This window comes from Pseudolysinimonas kribbensis (genome assembly GCF_030161895.1).
Taxonomy (GTDB): Bacteria; Actinomycetota; Actinomycetes; order Actinomycetales; family Microbacteriaceae; genus Pseudolysinimonas; species Pseudolysinimonas kribbensis.
Genome location: NZ_BSVB01000001.1, coordinates 761,617 through 778,453, shown reverse-complemented (window position 1 = coordinate 778,453; position 16,837 = coordinate 761,617). Strand labels below are relative to the sequence as shown.

17 protein-coding genes and 1 tRNA gene are annotated in these 16,837 nt (G+C 72.2%); 15 read left to right on the top strand and 3 right to left on the bottom strand.

The genetic code is table 11. The features are described 5' to 3' along the window. Window positions 1–26: 26 nt before the first annotated feature. The gene (locus QQK35_RS04305) at window positions 27–668 is read right to left on the bottom strand and encodes an NADPH-dependent F420 reductase (protein WP_284253091.1); all 642 of its coding nucleotides are present in this window, start codon (window positions 666–668) and stop codon (window positions 27–29) included. Window positions 669–732: 64 nt separating this feature from the next. Here QQK35_RS04305 and QQK35_RS04300 point away from each other — a divergent pair, with 64 nt between their 5' ends. The 3 genes from QQK35_RS04300 to QQK35_RS04290 all read left to right on the top strand — a co-directional run bounded on the left by QQK35_RS04300 (window position 733) and on the right by QQK35_RS04290 (window position 3,192). Further along, complete coding sequence (locus QQK35_RS04300; RefSeq protein ID WP_284253090.1) at window positions 733–1,014, top strand: metal-sensitive transcriptional regulator; 282 nt, start codon at window positions 733–735, stop codon at window positions 1,012–1,014. Window positions 1,015–1,085: 71 nt separating this feature from the next. Beyond that, entirely contained in the window at window positions 1,086–1,733 is a 648-nt protein-coding gene (locus QQK35_RS04295; protein ID WP_284253089.1) for an HAD family hydrolase, read from the top strand. A gap of 52 nt (window positions 1,734–1,785) precedes the next feature. Continuing rightward, a complete protein-coding gene (locus QQK35_RS04290; protein ID WP_284253088.1) occupies window positions 1,786–3,192 on the top strand; it encodes a heavy metal translocating P-type ATPase in 1,407 nt (468 codons plus the stop codon). A 15-nt stretch (window positions 3,193–3,207) separates the two neighbouring features. On the opposite strand, the gene QQK35_RS04285 is transcribed toward QQK35_RS04290, so the two are convergent. Next, entirely contained in the window at window positions 3,208–4,101 is an 894-nt protein-coding gene (locus QQK35_RS04285; protein WP_284253087.1) for a hypothetical protein, read from the bottom strand. Window positions 4,102–4,184: 83 nt separating this feature from the next. Here QQK35_RS04285 and QQK35_RS04280 point away from each other — a divergent pair, with 83 nt between their 5' ends. From QQK35_RS04280 to QQK35_RS04270, 3 genes are all read left to right on the top strand, one after another. Beyond that, window positions 4,185–5,105: a YegS/Rv2252/BmrU family lipid kinase gene (locus QQK35_RS04280; protein WP_284253086.1), complete on the top strand. Its 921-nt coding sequence runs from the start codon at window positions 4,185–4,187 to the stop codon at window positions 5,103–5,105. Window positions 5,106–5,146: 41 nt separating this feature from the next. Then, window positions 5,147–5,222 (top strand) — tRNA-Glu (locus QQK35_RS04275). A 138-nt stretch (window positions 5,223–5,360) separates the two neighbouring features. Next, entirely contained in the window at window positions 5,361–6,365 is a 1,005-nt protein-coding gene (locus QQK35_RS04270) for a DMT family transporter (protein WP_284253085.1), read from the top strand. Here QQK35_RS04270 and QQK35_RS04265 read toward each other — a convergent pair. Then, a complete protein-coding gene (locus QQK35_RS04265; protein ID WP_284253084.1) occupies window positions 6,272–6,628 on the bottom strand; it encodes a hypothetical protein in 357 nt (118 codons plus the stop codon). The genes QQK35_RS04270 and QQK35_RS04265 overlap by 94 nt on opposite strands. Before the next feature lie 45 nt (window positions 6,629–6,673). On the opposite strand from QQK35_RS04265, the gene QQK35_RS04260 reads away from it, so the two are divergent. From QQK35_RS04260 to QQK35_RS04220, 9 genes are all read left to right on the top strand, one after another. Then, on the top strand, window positions 6,674–6,835 hold the full coding sequence (locus tag QQK35_RS04260) for a hypothetical protein (protein ID WP_284253083.1): 162 nt from the start codon (window positions 6,674–6,676) through the stop codon (window positions 6,833–6,835). A gap of 83 nt (window positions 6,836–6,918) precedes the next feature. Beyond that, entirely contained in the window at window positions 6,919–7,299 is a 381-nt protein-coding gene (locus QQK35_RS04255; protein ID WP_284253081.1) for a hypothetical protein, read from the top strand. 49 nt (window positions 7,300–7,348) lie between these two features. Further along, window positions 7,349–7,969 carry an SOS response-associated peptidase gene (locus tag QQK35_RS04250; protein ID WP_284253079.1) on the top strand — a complete coding sequence of 207 codons (621 nt, stop codon included), beginning with the start codon at window positions 7,349–7,351 and terminating at the stop codon, window positions 7,967–7,969. A gap of 479 nt (window positions 7,970–8,448) precedes the next feature. Further along, a complete protein-coding gene (locus QQK35_RS04245) occupies window positions 8,449–9,444 on the top strand; it encodes a TerC/Alx family metal homeostasis membrane protein (RefSeq protein WP_284253078.1) in 996 nt (331 codons plus the stop codon). Window positions 9,445–9,562: 118 nt separating this feature from the next. Continuing rightward, a complete protein-coding gene (locus tag QQK35_RS04240) occupies window positions 9,563–10,618 on the top strand; it encodes a serine/threonine-protein kinase (RefSeq protein WP_284253077.1) in 1,056 nt (351 codons plus the stop codon). Beyond that, complete coding sequence (locus QQK35_RS04235) at window positions 10,606–11,136, top strand: hypothetical protein (protein WP_284253076.1); 531 nt, start codon at window positions 10,606–10,608, stop codon at window positions 11,134–11,136. The genes QQK35_RS04240 and QQK35_RS04235 overlap by 13 nt, the downstream gene beginning before the upstream one ends. A 108-nt stretch (window positions 11,137–11,244) precedes the next feature. Next, on the top strand, window positions 11,245–13,845 hold the full coding sequence (locus tag QQK35_RS04230; protein WP_284253075.1) for an Ig-like domain-containing protein: 2,601 nt from the start codon (window positions 11,245–11,247) through the stop codon (window positions 13,843–13,845). Continuing rightward, window positions 13,842–14,195 carry a hypothetical protein gene (locus QQK35_RS04225; RefSeq protein ID WP_284253074.1) on the top strand — a complete coding sequence of 118 codons (354 nt, stop codon included), beginning with the start codon at window positions 13,842–13,844 and terminating at the stop codon, window positions 14,193–14,195. Before QQK35_RS04230 ends, QQK35_RS04225 begins: the two co-directional genes overlap by 4 nt. Continuing rightward, window positions 14,174–16,714, top strand: a complete 2,541-nt coding sequence (locus QQK35_RS04220; protein ID WP_284253073.1) for a fibronectin type III domain-containing protein — start codon at window positions 14,174–14,176, stop codon at window positions 16,712–16,714. The genes QQK35_RS04225 and QQK35_RS04220 overlap by 22 nt, the downstream gene beginning before the upstream one ends. The last annotated feature ends 123 nt before the right edge of the window (window positions 16,715–16,837 follow it).

Sequence of the window (16,837 nt, the reverse complement as noted above, 5' to 3'; positions counted from 1 at the left end):
CCTCCGCGGCAACGCCGGACGGCGGGTCAGACCGTGCGGGGAGCCCTCGCCAGGTTGGCCTCCAGCTCCTGCTTGCTCTGACGCACCCCGTATGCCGGGCGGTCCCGCTCCACGCGCCACGACTCGCTCAGCGGGCTCGTGTCGACGGCGTCGAAGCCGAGGTCGTCGTAGAGCTTCGCGACGAATGCCGCCGCGTCGGGGAAGTCGCTCGCCAGCGCGAGCGCGCGGCGGTTCGGCGCTCCGGCCGGGGCTCCGTCGCTCGTGATGTCGGCGGAGCCGATGTGATTGAACGCCTTGACGACCTTCGAGGTCGGCAGGTGCTCCTGCAGCAGGCCGCTCGTGGTCGTCTCGCCCGCCTCGAGGGAGTCGACGACGCCGTCGCGCTGCGGGTAGTAGTTGTTGGACTCGAGCACGATCTTGCCGGCGAGCGGCTCGACCGGGATGTCGTGGATCGCCCGCAGCGGCACCGAGACGACGGCGACCTCCGCGGCCTCCGCCGCCTCCTGTGCGGTCGCCGCACGCGCCTTCGGGCCGAGCTTCGCCACCAGCTCCGCGAGCGTCTCGGGGCCGCGCGAGTTCGCGATCACGACCTCGTGCCCGAGTCCGATGACCGCGGTCGCGACCGCCGTGCCGATGTTGCCTGCGCCGATGATGCCGAATGTCGTCATGTTCATGCCAACGTATTGATCGGCTCATCATTCCGGTACCCCCTGGGGTATGTAGACTGATCGGGTGATCGACGACATCAAGAAGCGCGCCCTGCATCGCGCCCGCATCATCGAGGGACAGTTGCGCGGCATCCAGCGCATGATCGAGGACGAGGCCTACTGCGTCGACATCATCACGCAGACCCTCGCGGTGCAGAAGTCGCTGCGCAGCCTCAACAAGCTGCTGGTCGAGAACCACCTGCGCACCCACGTGACCGAGATGTTCGAGGAGGGCGGATCGCGTCGCGACGACGCGGTCGACGAACTGCTCACCGTGTTCGAACTGCAGCAGAACAGGAGCGCATGATGGACCACGAGACGGCGGCGGCGCCCGAGCGCCCATCTCCGCATCACGCCGGCACGGGCGAAGACGCTCGGATGATGCAAACGGGGGCGCTCGCGGAAGCAGCGCACGCGGAGCACGACCACGAGATGCACGAGGGTCACAGCGGTCACGAGCACGCCGCCCACGACGGCCACGGCGGTCACGACCACAGCGCCCACGACCCGAACGCGTTCCGGCGGCTGTTCTGGGTCTGCCTCGCGCTGACGATCCCGACCCTGGTCTTCTCGACCGGGCTGCAGGAGATCCTGCACCTGCCGGGTCCCCGCTTCGCCGGCTCGATCTGGATCTCCGCGATCTTCGGCGCCGCCGTGTTCGCGATCGGCGGTCGCGTCTTCCTGACCGGTGCGATCGCCGAGCTGCGCGTGCGCACGCCCGGCATGATGACGCTCATCTCGCTCGCGATCCTCGTCGCGTTCGGCTACTCGGTCGCCGTGCTGCTCGGGGTGCGGGGCATGGACTTCTGGTGGGAGCTCGCGACCCTCATCGACGTCATGCTTCTCGGTCACTGGATCGAGATGAGCGCCGTCATGGGCGCGCAGAACGCGCTCGGCGCGCTCGCGAAGCTGCTGCCCGACGACGCCGAGCGCCCGGATGGCACGCGCGTCGCCCGTGCGGACCTCGCGGTCGGCGACCTCGTGGTGGTGCGGCCCGGGGCTCGGTGCCCGCCGACGGCGAGGTGACCGAGGGCGAGTCGGAGGCCGACGAGTCGCTCCTCACGGGGAGTCGGCCGCTGTGACGAAGCGCCCGGGCGACACGGTCGTCGGCGGTTCGATCGTGCGCGGCGGCGCCCTGACGGTCCGGATCAGCCGGGTCGGCGACGACACGGCGCTCGCCGGCGTGATGCGGCTGGTCTCCGAGGCGCAGGCCAGCCGCTCGCCCGCGCAGCTGCTCGCCGATCGCGCGGCCGCCATCCTGTTCTACGTCGCGCTCGGCGCAGCGCTCGTCACCCTCGTCGTGTGGGCGCTGCTGCGTCCGGAGGACCCGGCGTTCGTGCTCGAGCGCGTCGTGACCGTGCTCGTCATCGCGTGCCCGCACGCGCTGGGGCTCGCGATCCCGCTCGTGGTGCAGCTGACGACCGCGATCGGGGCGCGCCGCGGCATCCTGGTGCGCTCCCGCGAGGCGCTCGAGACGGCGCGGTCGGTGGATGTCGTGCTCTTCGACAAGACCGGCACGCTCACCGAGGGGCGCCCCGTGCTGCGCGGCATCGCCGTGGCGCCCGGCGCGGACGAGGCGGATGCGCTGGGGCTGGCGGCCGCGGTCGAGCGGCGATCGGAGCATCCGCTCGCCCGCGCGATCGAGGCCGCGGCGCTCGAGCGGAAGGTGCGGGTGCCGCGATCGAGCGGGTTCCGGGCGCTCGAGGGCCGCGGAGCCGAGGCCACGATCGACGGCCGGGTGGTCGCGGTCGCCGGGCCGCGGGTCGCGACCGAGCGCGGCATCCTGCTCGACCCCGAGCTCGTGCACGCGTCGCGCGAACTCGGCGCCGACGGGGCGACGCTCGTGCACGTCCTCGACGGCGATCGCGTCGTCGCGGTGCTCGCGCTCGGCGACGCCGTGCGCCCCGAGTCCGCCGACGCCGTCGCCGGGCTGCATCGGGCCGGCATGCGGGTCGCGATGCTGACCGGCGACGCGCACCGGGTGGCCGACGCGGTCGCAGCCCGGCTGGGGATCGACGAGGTCAACGCCGAGGTGCTGCCGGGGCAGAAGGCCGACGTCGTGGCGCGTCTGCAGTCCGCCGGTGCGAAGGTCGCCATGGTCGGCGACGGGGTGAACGATGCCCCGGCCCTCGCGCGGGCCGACGTCGGGATCGCGATCGGCGCCGGCACCGATGTGGCGATCGCGTCGGCGGGGGTCGTGCTCGCGTCCGACGACCCGCGCGCCGTGCTCGACACGGTCGCGCTCAGCCGCGCCGCGTACCGCAAGATGCAGCAGAACCTCGCGTGGGCGACCGGGTACAACGTGCTCGGCATCCCGCTCGCGGCGGGGGTGCTCGCGGGCGTCGGGTTCGTCATGCCGCCCGCGGTCGGGGCCGCCGTGATGTCGGTGTCGACGATCGTGGTGGCGCTCAACGCGCAGCTGCTGCGCGCGCGCTTCGCTCAGAGCGGGGGCCATTTCTGGCCGCCGCGGCGGCGCCAGCGCTGACGGCCGTCTCGGCCGTCAGTCGTCGCGAAGGCCGAGTTCGTAGAGCCAGCGCTTGCGCGGGAACTCGCTGGCGCCCCAGAGCCGGCCACGGGCGTCGAGCGCGAGGTCCTCGGGGCCGGGCGGCAGTGCGCCCGCGCGGCGCACGAGGGCGTCGCGCGGGCCGTGCCACAGGTCGCCGCGCGCGTTCGGGCCGTTGCCGGAGCTCACCGACCACATGCCGTCCCGGAGTGCGACGCCCTGCATCGCCGCGATGCCGGGCGTGACGACGTCCACGATCTCGGCGTGCTCCTCGCCCACGCGCAGCCGGGCGATCCGGCCGCGGTCGTCGGGGCGGTACTCGCCGGCGACGAGCTCGCGGGCCCCCTCGACGGCGGAGACGAATGAGTAGCGCAGCCGTTCGTGCCGCTCGCCCTGCGCGATGAGCTCGGCCGACTGCGGCAGCACGAGGCCGTGCTCGAACGGCCCGTGCGCGCGGGCCAGGTCGGCGAGCCGGAACTCCCGGATGCCGCCGAACGTGGCGGCGGCGTAGAGGAGCCCGCCGTCCGCGCCGGGCAGCCACGCGATCCCGCCCGCGTGGATCGGCACCGTCTCGAGCGCGCCGTCCGCGCCGATCGCGACGAGCAGCACGTGCCGGTAGCGCGGTCGACGCGCATCGCGCAGGTCGACGACGCTCACGCGTGCGCCGCGCCGGATGCCGCGCCGCTCCTGCGCGAACCAGCTCACGAGCGCGACGGGGGCGCCGTGGTGCTCGCCGAGCGCCACGCCCTGCGGCCACCACACCCGCGACCAGCGGTCGGCGGCATCCCAGGTCCAGGCGCGCGCGACCGCCGTGCCGGGTGCCCGGGCCGCGCGCAGCGTCCGCCCACCGGGTTGCGCGAGCACCCCGCCGAGGCCGAGCACCTCGATCACGGCGGGCGCCCCCGCGACGGAGGCCGCGGTGCGGCGGATCCGCAGGGGAGCGGCGGGCGGTCCACGTGCTCCATACTCGTGCCATGCCGACGACGAAGCCGAAACGGGTCGTCGTCGCCATCAATCCCTCGGCATCGTTCGGCAAGCGCCGGGAGGTCGGTCCGGCCCTCGTGCAGACGCTCCGCGCGTCGGGGCACGAGGTCACCTCGCTGCAGGAACCGGACTGGGAGTCGCTCGCGGCGTCGGCCCGGGCGGCCGTCGCGAAGCGCCCGGACGCTCTCGTCGTCGTGGGCGGCGACGGGATGGTGCACCTCGGCGTCAACATCCTCGCGGGCAAGCGGGTGCCGCTCGGGATCGTGCCCGCCGGGACCGGCAACGACATGGCGCGCTCGCTCGGCATCCCGTACGAGAACGCCGAGGCCGCGATCCGTGCGCTCGGCGACGCGCTGAGCCGCGATCCCCGCACCATCGACGCCGCCAGGGTGCGCTGGACCGACCCGGATGGCATCCCCGACGAGCGCTGGGTGGCGTGCGCGATCAGCGCCGGCTTCGACGCGATCGTCAACGAGCGTGCGAACACGATGCACCACCCGAAGGGTCCGAGCCGCTACACGATCTCGATCCTCGTCGAGCTCGCCCGGCTGAAGCCGATTCCGTACCGGCTGACGCTCGACGGCCGCGTGATCGAGACCGACGGCTCGCTCGTCTCCCTGGGCAACGGCGTCTCCCTCGGCGGCGGCATGAAGGTGACGCCCGACGCGCTGCTGGACGACGGCCTGCTCGACGTGATGATCGTGCAGCCGCTGACGAGGGTGAAGTTCCTGCGGCTGTTCCCGAAGGTGTTCTCGGGCCGCCACACGACGCTGCCGGTCGTGCGGATGGAGCGCGCGCGCCGCATCCGGATCGAGGCTCCGGGCATCATCGCGTACGGCGACGGCGAGCGGCTGGGGCCGACGCCGGTCGACATCGAGCTCGTGCCGGGGGCCCTCCGGGTGCTGGCCTGAGCGGCCCGCGCGACCTGTATACTCGGTCGAGTTGTCGTGACGGCCCCATCGTATAGTGGCCTAGTACGCCGCCCTCTCACGGCGGTAACGCGGGTTCGAATCCCGCTGGGGTCACCACTTCCTGACAAGCCCGGTTCTGCCGGGCTTGTTCTGTGATCGGCGTCGCCCGCCGATCCGGATGCCGTGCTGAGGGTTCGCACCCTCACCGATCCGACGACTCGGCGCGGTGTCGCCGGCCGGCCCTACGCTGAGCCGGTGACCCGCCGCGGCATCGTCCTGTTCGCCGCCCTCGGGATCGCGTGGGGCATCCCGTATCTGCTCATCAAGATCTCGGTCGGCGAACTCGATCCGGCGATGGTCGTGCTCGGCCGCACCGCCATCGGCGCCCTCTTCCTGCTGCCGCTCGCCTTCGCCCGGCGGCAGGTGCTGGTCGTGCTGAAGCGCTGGCGGCCGCTGCTGGCCTACACGGCCCTCGAGATCGTGCTTCCGTGGTTCTTCCTCAGCGCGGCGGAGCAGCGACTGCCGAGCTCGACATCCGGGCTGCTGCTGGCCGCCGTGCCGCTCGTGGGGGTCGGCGTCGCCTTCCTGTTCGGGCGACCGGCGCGGCTCACCCTGCTCAACTGGCTCGGCATCCTGGTCGGCATGCTCGGCGTCGCGGCGCTCGTCGGGCTCGACGTCGCGGGCTCCGACCTGGTGGGCGTGCTCGAGATCGTCGTCACGGTCGTCGGCTACGCGTTCGGCCCGGCGATCCTGTCCAAGTGGATGTCGGACCTGCCCGGCCTCGGCGTCGTGAGCGTCTCGCTCACCCTCACCGCGATCGTGTACCTGCCCGTCGTGGCGCTGACCGGCGGCTTCCCGGCGCAACTGCCGTCGCCGCCCGTCGTCGTGAGCATCATCCTGCTGGGCGTGGTGTGCAGCGCGGTCGCGTTCCTCATCATGTTCGCGCTCGTCGGCGAGATCGGGCCGGTGCGGATGACGACGATCACCTACGTGAATCCGGCCGTGGCGATCATCGCGGGGGCCCTCGTGCTGCACGAGCTGGTCACGGTGTGGACGATCGTGGGGTTCGTGCTCGTCGTCGGCGGGGCGTTCCTCGTGACCTGGCATCGCGCGATCGCGCCCCGGATCCCGAGGCGCCGCCGGCCGAGCTCGCGCAGTAGCGGCGGCTACTCCGTGCGGGTCCAGTGCTCGCGGCCGAACAGCCGCGCGAGACGCGCGGTCAGCGACGTGCCGGTCGCCTGGAGCGCCTCGACCTCGTAGATCGGCTCGCCGTCGGGTTTCGGGAGGTGGGCCGCGTCGTCGTCCGCGATCGTCGTGGTGACCTTCGCGGCGGTGATCGCGTCGATGCTGTCGCGGCCGACGAACCGGATGCCGTGCGGCGTGTGCAGCACGATGCCGTCGAAGAAGTCGAGGTGGTCGTCGGCGAGCACGTGGGCGACCGTGCCGAGCTCGGCGCCGTGCGCCGAGACGACGCGGGTGCCGGGCCGCAGGGCTTCGTACGAGATGGGGGTGTCGTCGGCCATGGCTCCGAGGCTAACCCGCTCGCGCCAGGGGCGTAGGGTCGCGGCATGCTTCCCACGGCGATCACGCTCCCGGGCGGGACGGACGGGCTCTGGACCCTGTTGTTCGTGCCCGTCTCGATCGCGCTCGCGGCGATCGGCGGGGTGATCGGCATCCTGCTGACTCGGCGCGGGGAGGCATCCGGCGGGTCGGAGAAGGAGCGGTCGTGATGCAGGCCGGCCTCGCGCGGCGGATACGACGCCGCTAGCTTGGGCGCTGAGCCGGATCCGTACCCCGGCGAAAGGGGTGCCCGATGGCAGGCAGGCGACCCGGAGGCGTGACGCTCGTCGCGGTCCTCGTGGTGATCAACGGCGTCCTCGAGATCCTCGCCGGGGTGCTCGGATTGGCCGGCGTCGCGCTCGCCGGCGTTCCGCTGCTGGCGTTCCTGCCGATCATCCCGCTCGTGCTCGGCATCCTGACGATCCTCGTCGGCATCAGCCTGCTGCGCGGCGGGCAGATCGCCCGCGGCATCACGACCGTCGTGCTCGTGCTCGACCTGGCGTTCGCGATCTTCGCCATCGTGCAGAATCTGGGCTCCGGCAACGTGTGGAGCGGCGTCGTGTCGGGTGTTCTCGCGCTGATCGGCATCATCCTGCTCTGGACCCGGCGGGCGTCCGAGTTCTTCCGCGACTGACGACGCGGCCCACCCCGCGCACGTCGGCGGTCCGCGCGACAATGGCCGCATGTGCGGCCGGTTCGCGATGGACAAGGAGACGAACGACCTCATCGAGGAGTTCGTGCTCGACGGCAACGACTACCGCGACTGGAGCGTCTCGTATTCGATCGCGCCCACCGACACCGTGCCGATCGTGCGCGAGCGCCGCGACAAGGACTCCGGTGAGGTCACCCGCACCGTCGAGCCCGCCGTGTGGGACTTCCACCCCGCGTTTCTGAAGGACTCGAAGCGCCCGAACTTCAACGCGCGCATCGAGACGCTCGCGACCAACGGGCTGTGGAAGCGCGCGTTCGCGAGCTCGCGCTGCCTCGTGCCGATGCGGGGCTACTACGAGTGGTCCGAGCGCGACGGGCTCAAGATCCCGCACTTCCTGCACGGCCCCGACGACCTGCTCGCGGCGGCCGGCATCGTCGCGGTGCGCAAGGTCGACGACGAGTGGATCGTGTCGACCGCGATCGTGACGCGCGAGGCGCGCGACACCTCCGGCGCGGTCCACGACCGGATGCCCGTCTTCCTCCCGGCGGACGACTGGGCCGACTGGCTCAACCCCGCCCCCTCGACGCCCCCGCCATGGACGAGACGATCGTCCGCATCACGACCGCCTCCGAGCGGATGGCGCGCGAGGTGACCGAGTACGAGGTCGACCGCCGCGTCAACAACTCGCGCACCGTCGACCCCGCCGACCCGACGCTCGTCGCTCCCGTCAGCGCCTGAGAGATCCCTCATCGCGATCGCCCCTCTTCGGGGGTCGGCGGCGACGCGGGGACCGTCGTAGCGTGGCATCTACATAGGGGGGACGAGGGTCCGCTCACCACGGATCCCCTCGCAGGGCAGCCAGGGAATGCCCGACACCCGACGGCCGCCCTCCGCGCGATGCAACCACCGGCGGATGGGCGGCCGTCGTCACGCGCTTGTCCACAGTCGGGCCGCGACCGGGGTCCTACATACAGCGCCCCCTAGACTGACGCGCAGCGAAGGGGAGTATCCCACCTCGTCGCGGCCGTCATCACGGGTGCCGAAGGCGTCATCCCGGTCGCGATCGGCCGCCCGGCAGGGCGGACGCGGGAGAGACGTTCGGGTCGTTCGACGTTCCCGAAAGGTCCTCCCATGCAGATCCCGTGGTGGTTCGAGGTCGGCGCGCTGGTCGTGCTGCTGCTCGTGCTCGCCGTCGACGTGTTCCTCGCCTTTCGGCGCCCGCACATCCCGTCCACGCGCGAGTCGGCGCTCTGGATCGGCGCCTACGTCGCGGCCGCGCTCGTGTTCGCGGCGGTGCTCTGGGCGATCGGCGACGCGGAGCAGGCCGGCCAGTTCGTCGCAGGATGGCTGACCGAGTACAGCCTCTCGGTCGACAACCTGTTCGTCTTCCTCCTGATCATGAGCCGCTTCGCGGTGCCGCGCCGGTACCAGCAGGAGATCCTGATGGTCGGCATCGTGCTGGCGCTGGTGTTCCGGGGCATCTTCATCCTGGTCGGCGCGCAGCTCATCGAGCACTTCAGCTGGATCTTCTATCTCTTCGGCCTGTTCCTCGTGTACACGGCGATCAGCCAGGCGGTCACCGGCCACGAGGACGAGAAGGAGAGCGAGGGCCGGCTGATCCGCTGGCTCCGGCGGCGCATCCCGGTCACGGAGCGCTTCGAGGGCGCGCGGCTGCGCACCCGCATCGACGGGCGCCGGATGTTCACCCCCGCCCTGATCGTGTTCATCGCGCTCGGCACGACCGACCTGGTCTTCGCTCTCGATTCGATCCCGGCCATCTTCGGGATCACGCAGGACCCGTTCCTCGTCTTCGCCGCGAACGTGTTCGCGCTCATGGGGCTGCGGCAGCTCTACTTCCTGCTCGGCGGCCTCGTCGAGCGGCTCGTGTACCTCAAATACGGCATCGCGGTCGTGCTGGCGTTCATCGGGGTCAAGCTCTTCCTGCACGCGCTGCACGAGAACGAGCTGCCGTTCCTGAACGGCGGGCGCGGCTTCGCGTGGGCGCCCGAGATCCCGACCGTCGTCTCGCTCGGGGTCATCGTGCTCGCGATGGCGCTCGCGGTCGTCGCATCGGTGGTCCGGATGCGGGTGCTCGCGCGGCGACAGAGTGACGCCCCAACCCCGTGAGCGCCCCAGCCCCGTGAGCGCCCCAACCCGGTGAGCGCCGCAGCCCGTGAGCGCCTACGTTCGCATCATTCTGGCGCGATAGCACGTGCCCGCCTGATGTGAACGTAGGCGCTCGGGGGTGGCATCCGGACTGCTCCGCTACCCTGACCGGGTGCAGCGCGACCCCGCCGCCCCTCCCGAGCTCGACGGCTACACGGCCGTCCGGGTGCTCGGGCTCGGCGGGTTCTCCGACGTGTTCCTCTATCAGCAGGAGCTGCCGCGGCGACAGGTCGCCGTGAAGGTGCTCACGGGGGTGCTCACCGATGCCGTGCGCACCGCGTTCGTGCGCGAGGCCAACCTCATGGCGGCGCTCTCGACGCACCCCTACATCGTCACCATCCATCAGGCCGGGATCGCTCGCGACGGGCGTCCCTATCTCGTCATGGAGTACTGCTCGCGCCCGAGCCTCGCCGAGCGGTACAAGCGGCAGCCGCTGTCGATCGCCGACACGCTGCGCACCGGCATCCGGATCGCGGGGGCCGTCGCGACGCTGCACGGCGCCGGCATCCTGCACCGCGACATCAAGCCCGCGAACGTGCTCACCAACGACTACGGCTGGCCGGCCCTGACCGACTTCGGGATCGCGACGGCGTTCGGACCCGGCGGCGCCGGCGCGGGAACGGTCGGGCCGGCCGGTGCCGGTTCCGTGGCGGGCGGAGGCTTCGACGCGACCGGGGGCACGGGCACGATCGGGCTCAGCGTTCCGTGGTCGCCGCCCGAGATGTTCGTCGACGTGCCGGACCCGGATGTGCGCTCGGACGTGTTCTCGCTCGCCGCGACGCTCTACACGGTGCTCGCCGGCCGGACGCCGTTCGAGATCCGCGGCGGCCCGAACGGCCAGCTCGACCTCATCTCGCGCATCGAGCGCGGCGAGGTCACGCCCATGTCGCGCACCGACGTGCCGGTCTCGCTGCTCGCCGCGCTCGCCCGGGGCATGGCGCCCCGTCGCGAGGATCGCTGGCCGAGCGCCCTCGAACTCGCCCGGGCGCTGCAGCGCGTCGAGCTCGAGCTCGGCTACGCCCCGACCGGCATCGAGCTGCCGGGCGCGGAGGCTCCTCGCGGCGCAGCGATCCGGATGACGACGGTGGCGACGGCGACGAGAACGCCACCCGGGTGCGCGCGATGCCGACCGTGATCGCGCAGCCCGCCGCACCGCCCGCACCATCCACGCCGCCCGCGCCGCCTCCGACGGCCGTTGCGCCCGCGGCACCCGCGCCGTCGGGGGTGGCGGACCTCCCGCGGCGCCGCGCGCGCATCGTCGGGATCGTCGTCGGAATCCTCGCCGTCCTCGCCGTGGGCGCCGTCGTCGTCGCCGTGCTGATCGCGGGGCTCCCGCACGAGACCGCCGCGGGACCCGGCAGCTCGCCGACGGGCGGCTCCGCGATCGGCCCCGGACTTCCTCAGCCCACGAAGGGCGCGGCCGCGGTCTCGCCCGACGGCACGGAGGTCACCTTCACCTGGACCAACCCCTCGCCCGAGAAGGGCGACGTCTACTACTGGGCCCGCTCCGAGTCGCCCGACGACCGGCAGGTGACGCCCCACACCCGCGTCGTCGTGACCGGCGTGGTGCCCGGCAGCCGGGTCTGCATCGACGTCGCGCTCGGGCGCTCCGGCCGCACCTCGGCGCCCGAGAGGATCTGCACCCGGCCCTGAGCCTGAGGATCGACCGCGTCACGCGTGAATCGCTCATGTTACGGTGAGTCGGCCCCGCGGCGACCACCCATCGGGGGCCATCGGCGGAGGCATTCGGAGGTCGGCGGCGTGTCGCTCGTCAAGTCCGTCGTCCGCCACAAGAGGGGCGTCTGGTCCGGGATCGTGGTCGCGGGCCTCGCCGCGATCCCCATCGCGTTCGCGGTCATGCATCAGGGCTTCCCGGTCACCGACGTCACGCTCGACGCGAAGGACGTGTGGGTCACCAACGGCCATTCGCTGCAGGGCGGGCGTCTCGACCGGCAGATCGAGGAGCTCGACGGCGCCGTGAGCGGCGCCTCGTCGGACCTGGATGTCGCCCAGAACGGCTCGAGCGTGTTCCTGTTCGATCCGAGCCGGGGCGACATCTCGCGCATCGATCCCGCCTACACCGAGCTCGTGGAGCCCGCCAAGATGCCGGCCGGGTCCCACGTCGCGCTGGGCGGCGACACCCTCGCGATCACCTCGCCCGACGGCAGGCTCTGGGCGATCGACGTGGCGAACGGGCTGACCTTCGACCCGTCGCAGCGGCCGGCCCTCAAGCTCGGCGCGGGCGGGCAGGCCGTCGTGACGGCATCCGGAGCGGTCGTCGCGATCAGCCCGAAGGACCAGGAGATCTTCCGCATCGACACACCCGGTGGCCCGGCCACCCAGCGCGGCATCGCGGTGCCGAGGAACGCCCAGCTCGCCCCGGCCGGCGACCGGGCGGTCGTGTTCGCGCCGGGCAGCCGCAGCCTCGAGCGCGACGACGGCACGACCATCCTGCTGCCTGTCGCGGCGCAGCAGCTGCAGCTGACCGGCGACTCCGACGAGGTCGCCCTCGCGAGCGGCGACCGGCTGCTCATCGCGCAGCTGGGCGACGGATCCGTGCGCAGCGTCTCGGCGAAGCTCGCGCGTCCGGTCGGCGACCCGAGCGGGATCACCCGGCCGGTCGTCGTCGCGGGATGCGTCCACGGCGCCTGGGCGGGCGCGCAGCGCTACCTGCTCGCCTGCGACGGCGCGAAGCCGCGCGCCGAGGACATCGATCAGGCGACGCAGGGCAAGCGTCTCGAGTTCCGGGTCAATCGCGACGTGGTCGCGCTCAATGATCTCGACACCGGCAACGTCTGGCTGCTCGACGATCAGATGCGGCTCGTCGACAACTGGCAGCAGGTCACGCCGCCCCAGCAGGACGACAGCGACAAGGGCCATCACAAGGCCAGCACGCAGTCGTTCCAGGACACGCTCGCCCAGCGCAGCGCGATCAACCGCCCGCCCGTCGCGCGCGACGACGATCTCGGCGTCCGGCCCGGACGCACGACCGTGCTCGCGGTTCTCGACAACGACACCGACCCCGACGGCGACGTGCTGACGATCCCGCGCTTCACCCCGATCCCCGCCACGCAGGGCGAGATCGACGTGATCGACAGCGGCCGGGCGCTGCAGTTCACGCCCGCGGCGGGGGCGAGCGCGGCGTCGTTCCATTACACGGTCGATGATGGCCGCGGCGGGGTGGCCGAGGCCGCTGTGACGCTGCGGATCGTGCCGGAGACCGTGAACACGGCGCCGGTCGCGGTGCGCGACGCGGCGATCAGCGTCGAGACGGGCGGCACGATCAGCTACAACGTGCTGGCCGACTGGCGCGACCCGGACGGCGACGACATCTACCTCGACTCCGCCACGCCGACCAGCTCCGACCAGGTGCGGTTCACCCCCGACGGCTTCCTCACCTTCCAGAGCCTCGGCGGCCAGACCGGCGCCAAGGAGGTGCAGTTCGTCGTGAGCGACGGACGGCTCCAGACCAAGGGCACGCTCGAGGTCGACGTGCAGCCGGCCGGCAAGCTCGGCCCGGTGGGCACGCCCGACTTCGCCCAGGCGTTCCGGGGCAAGCAGATCGAGATCTCGCCGCTGGTCAACGACGTCTCGCCCGACGGCGGCGCGCTCGATCTGCTCGGGGTCAGCGAGACGCCCGGCGGGGTGCAGGTCGTGCCCAACCTGCAGAAGGGCACCATCAGCTTCACCTCGGCCACCGTCGGCACGTACTACTTCAAGTACCAGCTGGCCGACGGCGCGGCCTCGAGCGTCGGGCTCGTGCGGGTCGACGTGCTGCCCGACCCCGACCACCCCTCGCCGCCGATCGCGGTCAAGGACACCGCCTTCCTGCGCGCCGGGCAGCCGACGAGCGTCAAGGTGCTGCTCAACGACGTCTCACCCGACGGCAAGGTGCTCGCGGTGCAGTCCGTCGACACCTCGCAGACCGACCCGGCCGTGAGCGTGGAGGTGCTGAGCAACGCGGTCATCCGCATCTCCAGCTCGGCCGCGCTCGCGACGCAGACGCAGTTCCGCTACACGGTCTCGGACGGCGAGCAGACCTCGACCGCCGGCGTCACGATCGTGCCGGTGCCGCCGATCGTCAATCGCCAGCCGCCCGTGGCCGTCGACGACAAGGTGCTCGTGCGGGCCGGCGACATCGTGAGCGCCGACGTGCTCGCGAACGACTTCCACCCCGATCAGGCGCAGCTGATCCTCGAGCCCGACCTGGTCGACACGAGCGACAAGGGCGACGGGCTCGCGTTCGTCGGCGACGGCAAGGTGCGCTACCAGGCGGGCACGACCCCGGGGAGTACAGCGTCGTCTACCGCGTCACCGATCAGTACGGCGAGACGGCGACGGCGCGGGTCGCGTTCATCGTGACGGCTCCGGATGCCAAGACCGACCAGGACCCGGCACCGGCGCCCCTGATCGCGCGCGTCTTCGCCGGCGCCGAGGTGCCGATCACCGTGCCGCTGGACGGGGTCGACCCCGACGGCGACTCGGTCGTCATCGACGGCGTGCAGAGCCCCCGCAGCTGGGCACGATCACCGGCGGCTCGACGACCGGATTCGAGTACCGCGCCTTCGACACCGCCGCGGGCACGGACGAGTTCACCTACACGGTCGAGGATCCGTACGGGCACAAGGGCATCGGCACGATCGACATCGCCGTCATCCCGCGCCCCGACACCGCCGGCGCGCCGAACGCCGTGGACGACGCCGTCACGATGAAGCCCGGCCGCACCGCGACCGTGCAGCCGCTGCTCAACGATTCCGACCCGAGCGGGTACCCGCTCTCGCTCACCGGCATCAGCGCCGTCGACAGCCACCTGAGCGCGACCGTCGATCACGCGAAGATCGTCATCGTCGCGCCGAAGACGACCGGAACGTACTCGCTGCGCTACGCGATCGGCAACGGGCACGGCGGCCAGGACACCGCCTTCGTGCAGGTGAAGGTCACGCCCGACGCGCCGCCGGTCTACCCGACGGCCGAGGACATCCACGTGCCGGCCACCTCGATGGTGAACAAGTCGAGCGTGCCGGTGAAGCTCGCCGGCTCGATCGCGAACCCCGCCGGCCGCGACGGAGATCTCACGATCGCGCTCGCGGGCGCGAACGCGGGGCTCGGCACGGTCGACCAGGCGACCCAGACGGTCACGGTGCGGCCCGCGGACCGTCGCATCGCCGTCGCCTACACCGTCACGAATCCGGATGACGACCTCACCGCGACCGCGTTCATCGTCGTGCCGCCGAAGCAGGTCGGCGCGGTCGTGCCGCCGCCCCACCTGAACCCGAAGGTGCTGCCGCAGTACGTCGACATGAACACGCCCAAGCAGTGGACCCTGGCGCAGCTGCTGATCGTGCCGTCGAAGCAGAAGGCGATCCTGATCGACACCGGCGACATCCAGGCGCCCAACTCCGACGGCTCGCCGATCGCGGTGGGCGACGACGCGATCCGGTTCACGCCGCGCACCGGGTTCCGCGGGCAGACGACGATCTCGTTCCGGGTCACCGACGGCACCTCGGCGACCGATCCGAACGGCCACCAGAACCTCATCAGTTTCCCGATCACGGTCGGCGACCCCGACCGGCTCGACGAGCCGCCGACCTTCGCCGGTCTCACGGTGCAGGTGCAGCCCGGCGAGGCGCCGCAGGTGCACGACCTGCGCGACGCGACCGAGCAGCCGAGCCCCAAGGTCGACAAGGGGCAGTTCACCTACACGGGCCTCACCGGCCAGACCGGCGACGTGACGGCGACGCTCGACGGATCCCGCCTCGGTGTCTCGGCGCCGCTCGGCACCCAGCCGGGCGCGCGGGCGACGCTGCATGTGGTCATCCACTACCGCGGCTTCACCGTGCCGGCCACGGTGCAGGTGAGCGTCGTGTCGTCGAACCGCCCGCGCACCCAGGCGAACGAGGACGACGCCAAGGGCCAGCGCGGCAGGACCGACACGGTGAACGTGCTGCGCAACGACACGAACCCGTTCCCCGGCCAGCCGCTCACGCTGACCGGCGCGCAGATCGAGAACGCGGCGCAGTCCGGCGCCTCGATCTCGTTCACGAAGGACGGCGACATCACGGTCCGGCCCGACACGTCGTTCATCGGCGTCGTGAGCGTGCTGTACACGGTGCGCGATGCGACGAGGGACCCGTCGCGCGACGTCACCGGCCGGCTGCAGTACACGGTCCGCGATGTGCCGGGCAAGCCCGCGGCGCCCACCTTCGTCGAGGGCGACTCCGCGGTGACGGTGCAGTGGCAGCCGCCCGCGACCAACGGCGAGCCGATCGACCATTACACGATCGCGTGCTCCGGACCCGGATGCCCCGCGACGACGACGGTGCCCGGATCGGACGCGACGCACCGGTTCTCCGGTCTGACGAACGGCGACGGCTACACCTTCCACGTCACGGCCCACAACGCGCTCGGCGACGGGGAGATCTCCGACGCGAGCGCGACGGCGAAGCCGTTCGGCGCGCCCTCCGCCCCGACGACCGCGACGATCGCGGCGACCTCCGACGGCTCGGGCAACGTGGTGCTCAGCTGGGACGGGGCGCAGGGCAACGGCCGCGACATCGCGGGGTACCACATCGTGCTCTCGGACGGCACGCAGCGCGACGTGGGAGCGGTCGCGACGGTGACCCTGCCGGGCCACGTCGGCACGCACTACACCTACACGATCCAGTCGAAGAACAGCGGCGGCCTGCAGAGCGCCCCGAAGACGTCGACGGGCAGCGCCGTGCCGACGCCCCGCGCACCCACCATCAGCGCGACGCAGAGCGGATCGAGCGTCGTCTACAACTGGGGGCCGGGCGCGAGCACCGAGCCCATCACCTACACGCTCTCGGGCGACGGGGTCGGCGGCGCGGTGTCGGCGCCGGGCAGCACGAGCTTCGCCGGCAGCTACGGCACGACCTACCACGTGACCATCACCGAGACGAGCGCGGGACAGACGGCGAGCGCCTCGGCCTCGGTGACGCTCGTGAACCCGTTCTCGATCCACCTCTGCTACGGCGGGGCGCTCAGCGGGGGCAACCGCCTCGGCGTGACGTGGACGAGCTCGCCGGACTCGTCGCTCGTGCGGTTCGGGCCCGACTTCCAGTCGACGGTGACGACGAGCCCCGGGACCGGCTCGGCGGCCTCCAACGCGTGGGCGGCCCGCAACACCGCCGGCGACCTGGGCCAGAACTTCCAGTTCACCTACAAGGGCCAGACCTACACCGAGAACTGGGGGAGCGCCCCGCCGTGCTGACCGACGACCGCCCCCTGCCGCCCGTGCCCCACCGATCCGGAGAGACCCGATGACCGATACCGCCCAGCCCGCGGCGAACGCGACGCCCGCGGCGACCGCCGCCGTGCCGCCCACCGAGGCCGT

Excerpts from the sequence above, each read along its gene's own strand:
- QQK35_RS04265 (WP_284253084.1), bottom strand. The coding sequence starts at position 6,628 with ATGGCCGACGACACCCCCATCTCGTACGAAGCCCTGCGGCCCGGCACC.
- QQK35_RS04305 (WP_284253091.1), bottom strand. The coding sequence starts at position 668 with ATGACGACATTCGGCATCATCGGCGCAGGCAACATCGGCACGGCGGTC.
- QQK35_RS04295 (WP_284253089.1), top strand. The coding sequence starts at position 1,086 with ATGATGCAAACGGGGGCGCTCGCGGAAGCAGCGCACGCGGAGCACGAC.
- QQK35_RS04280 (WP_284253086.1), top strand. The coding sequence starts at position 4,185 with ATGCCGACGACGAAGCCGAAACGGGTCGTCGTCGCCATCAATCCCTCG.
- QQK35_RS04250 (WP_284253079.1), top strand. The coding sequence starts at position 7,349 with ATGTGCGGCCGGTTCGCGATGGACAAGGAGACGAACGACCTCATCGAG.
- QQK35_RS04235 (WP_284253076.1), top strand. The coding sequence starts at position 10,606 with ATGCCGACCGTGATCGCGCAGCCCGCCGCACCGCCCGCACCATCCACG.
- QQK35_RS04255 (WP_284253081.1), top strand. The coding sequence starts at position 6,919 with ATGGCAGGCAGGCGACCCGGAGGCGTGACGCTCGTCGCGGTCCTCGTG.
- QQK35_RS04260 (WP_284253083.1), top strand. The coding sequence starts at position 6,674 with ATGCTTCCCACGGCGATCACGCTCCCGGGCGGGACGGACGGGCTCTGG.
- QQK35_RS04245 (WP_284253078.1), top strand. The coding sequence starts at position 8,449 with ATGCAGATCCCGTGGTGGTTCGAGGTCGGCGCGCTGGTCGTGCTGCTG.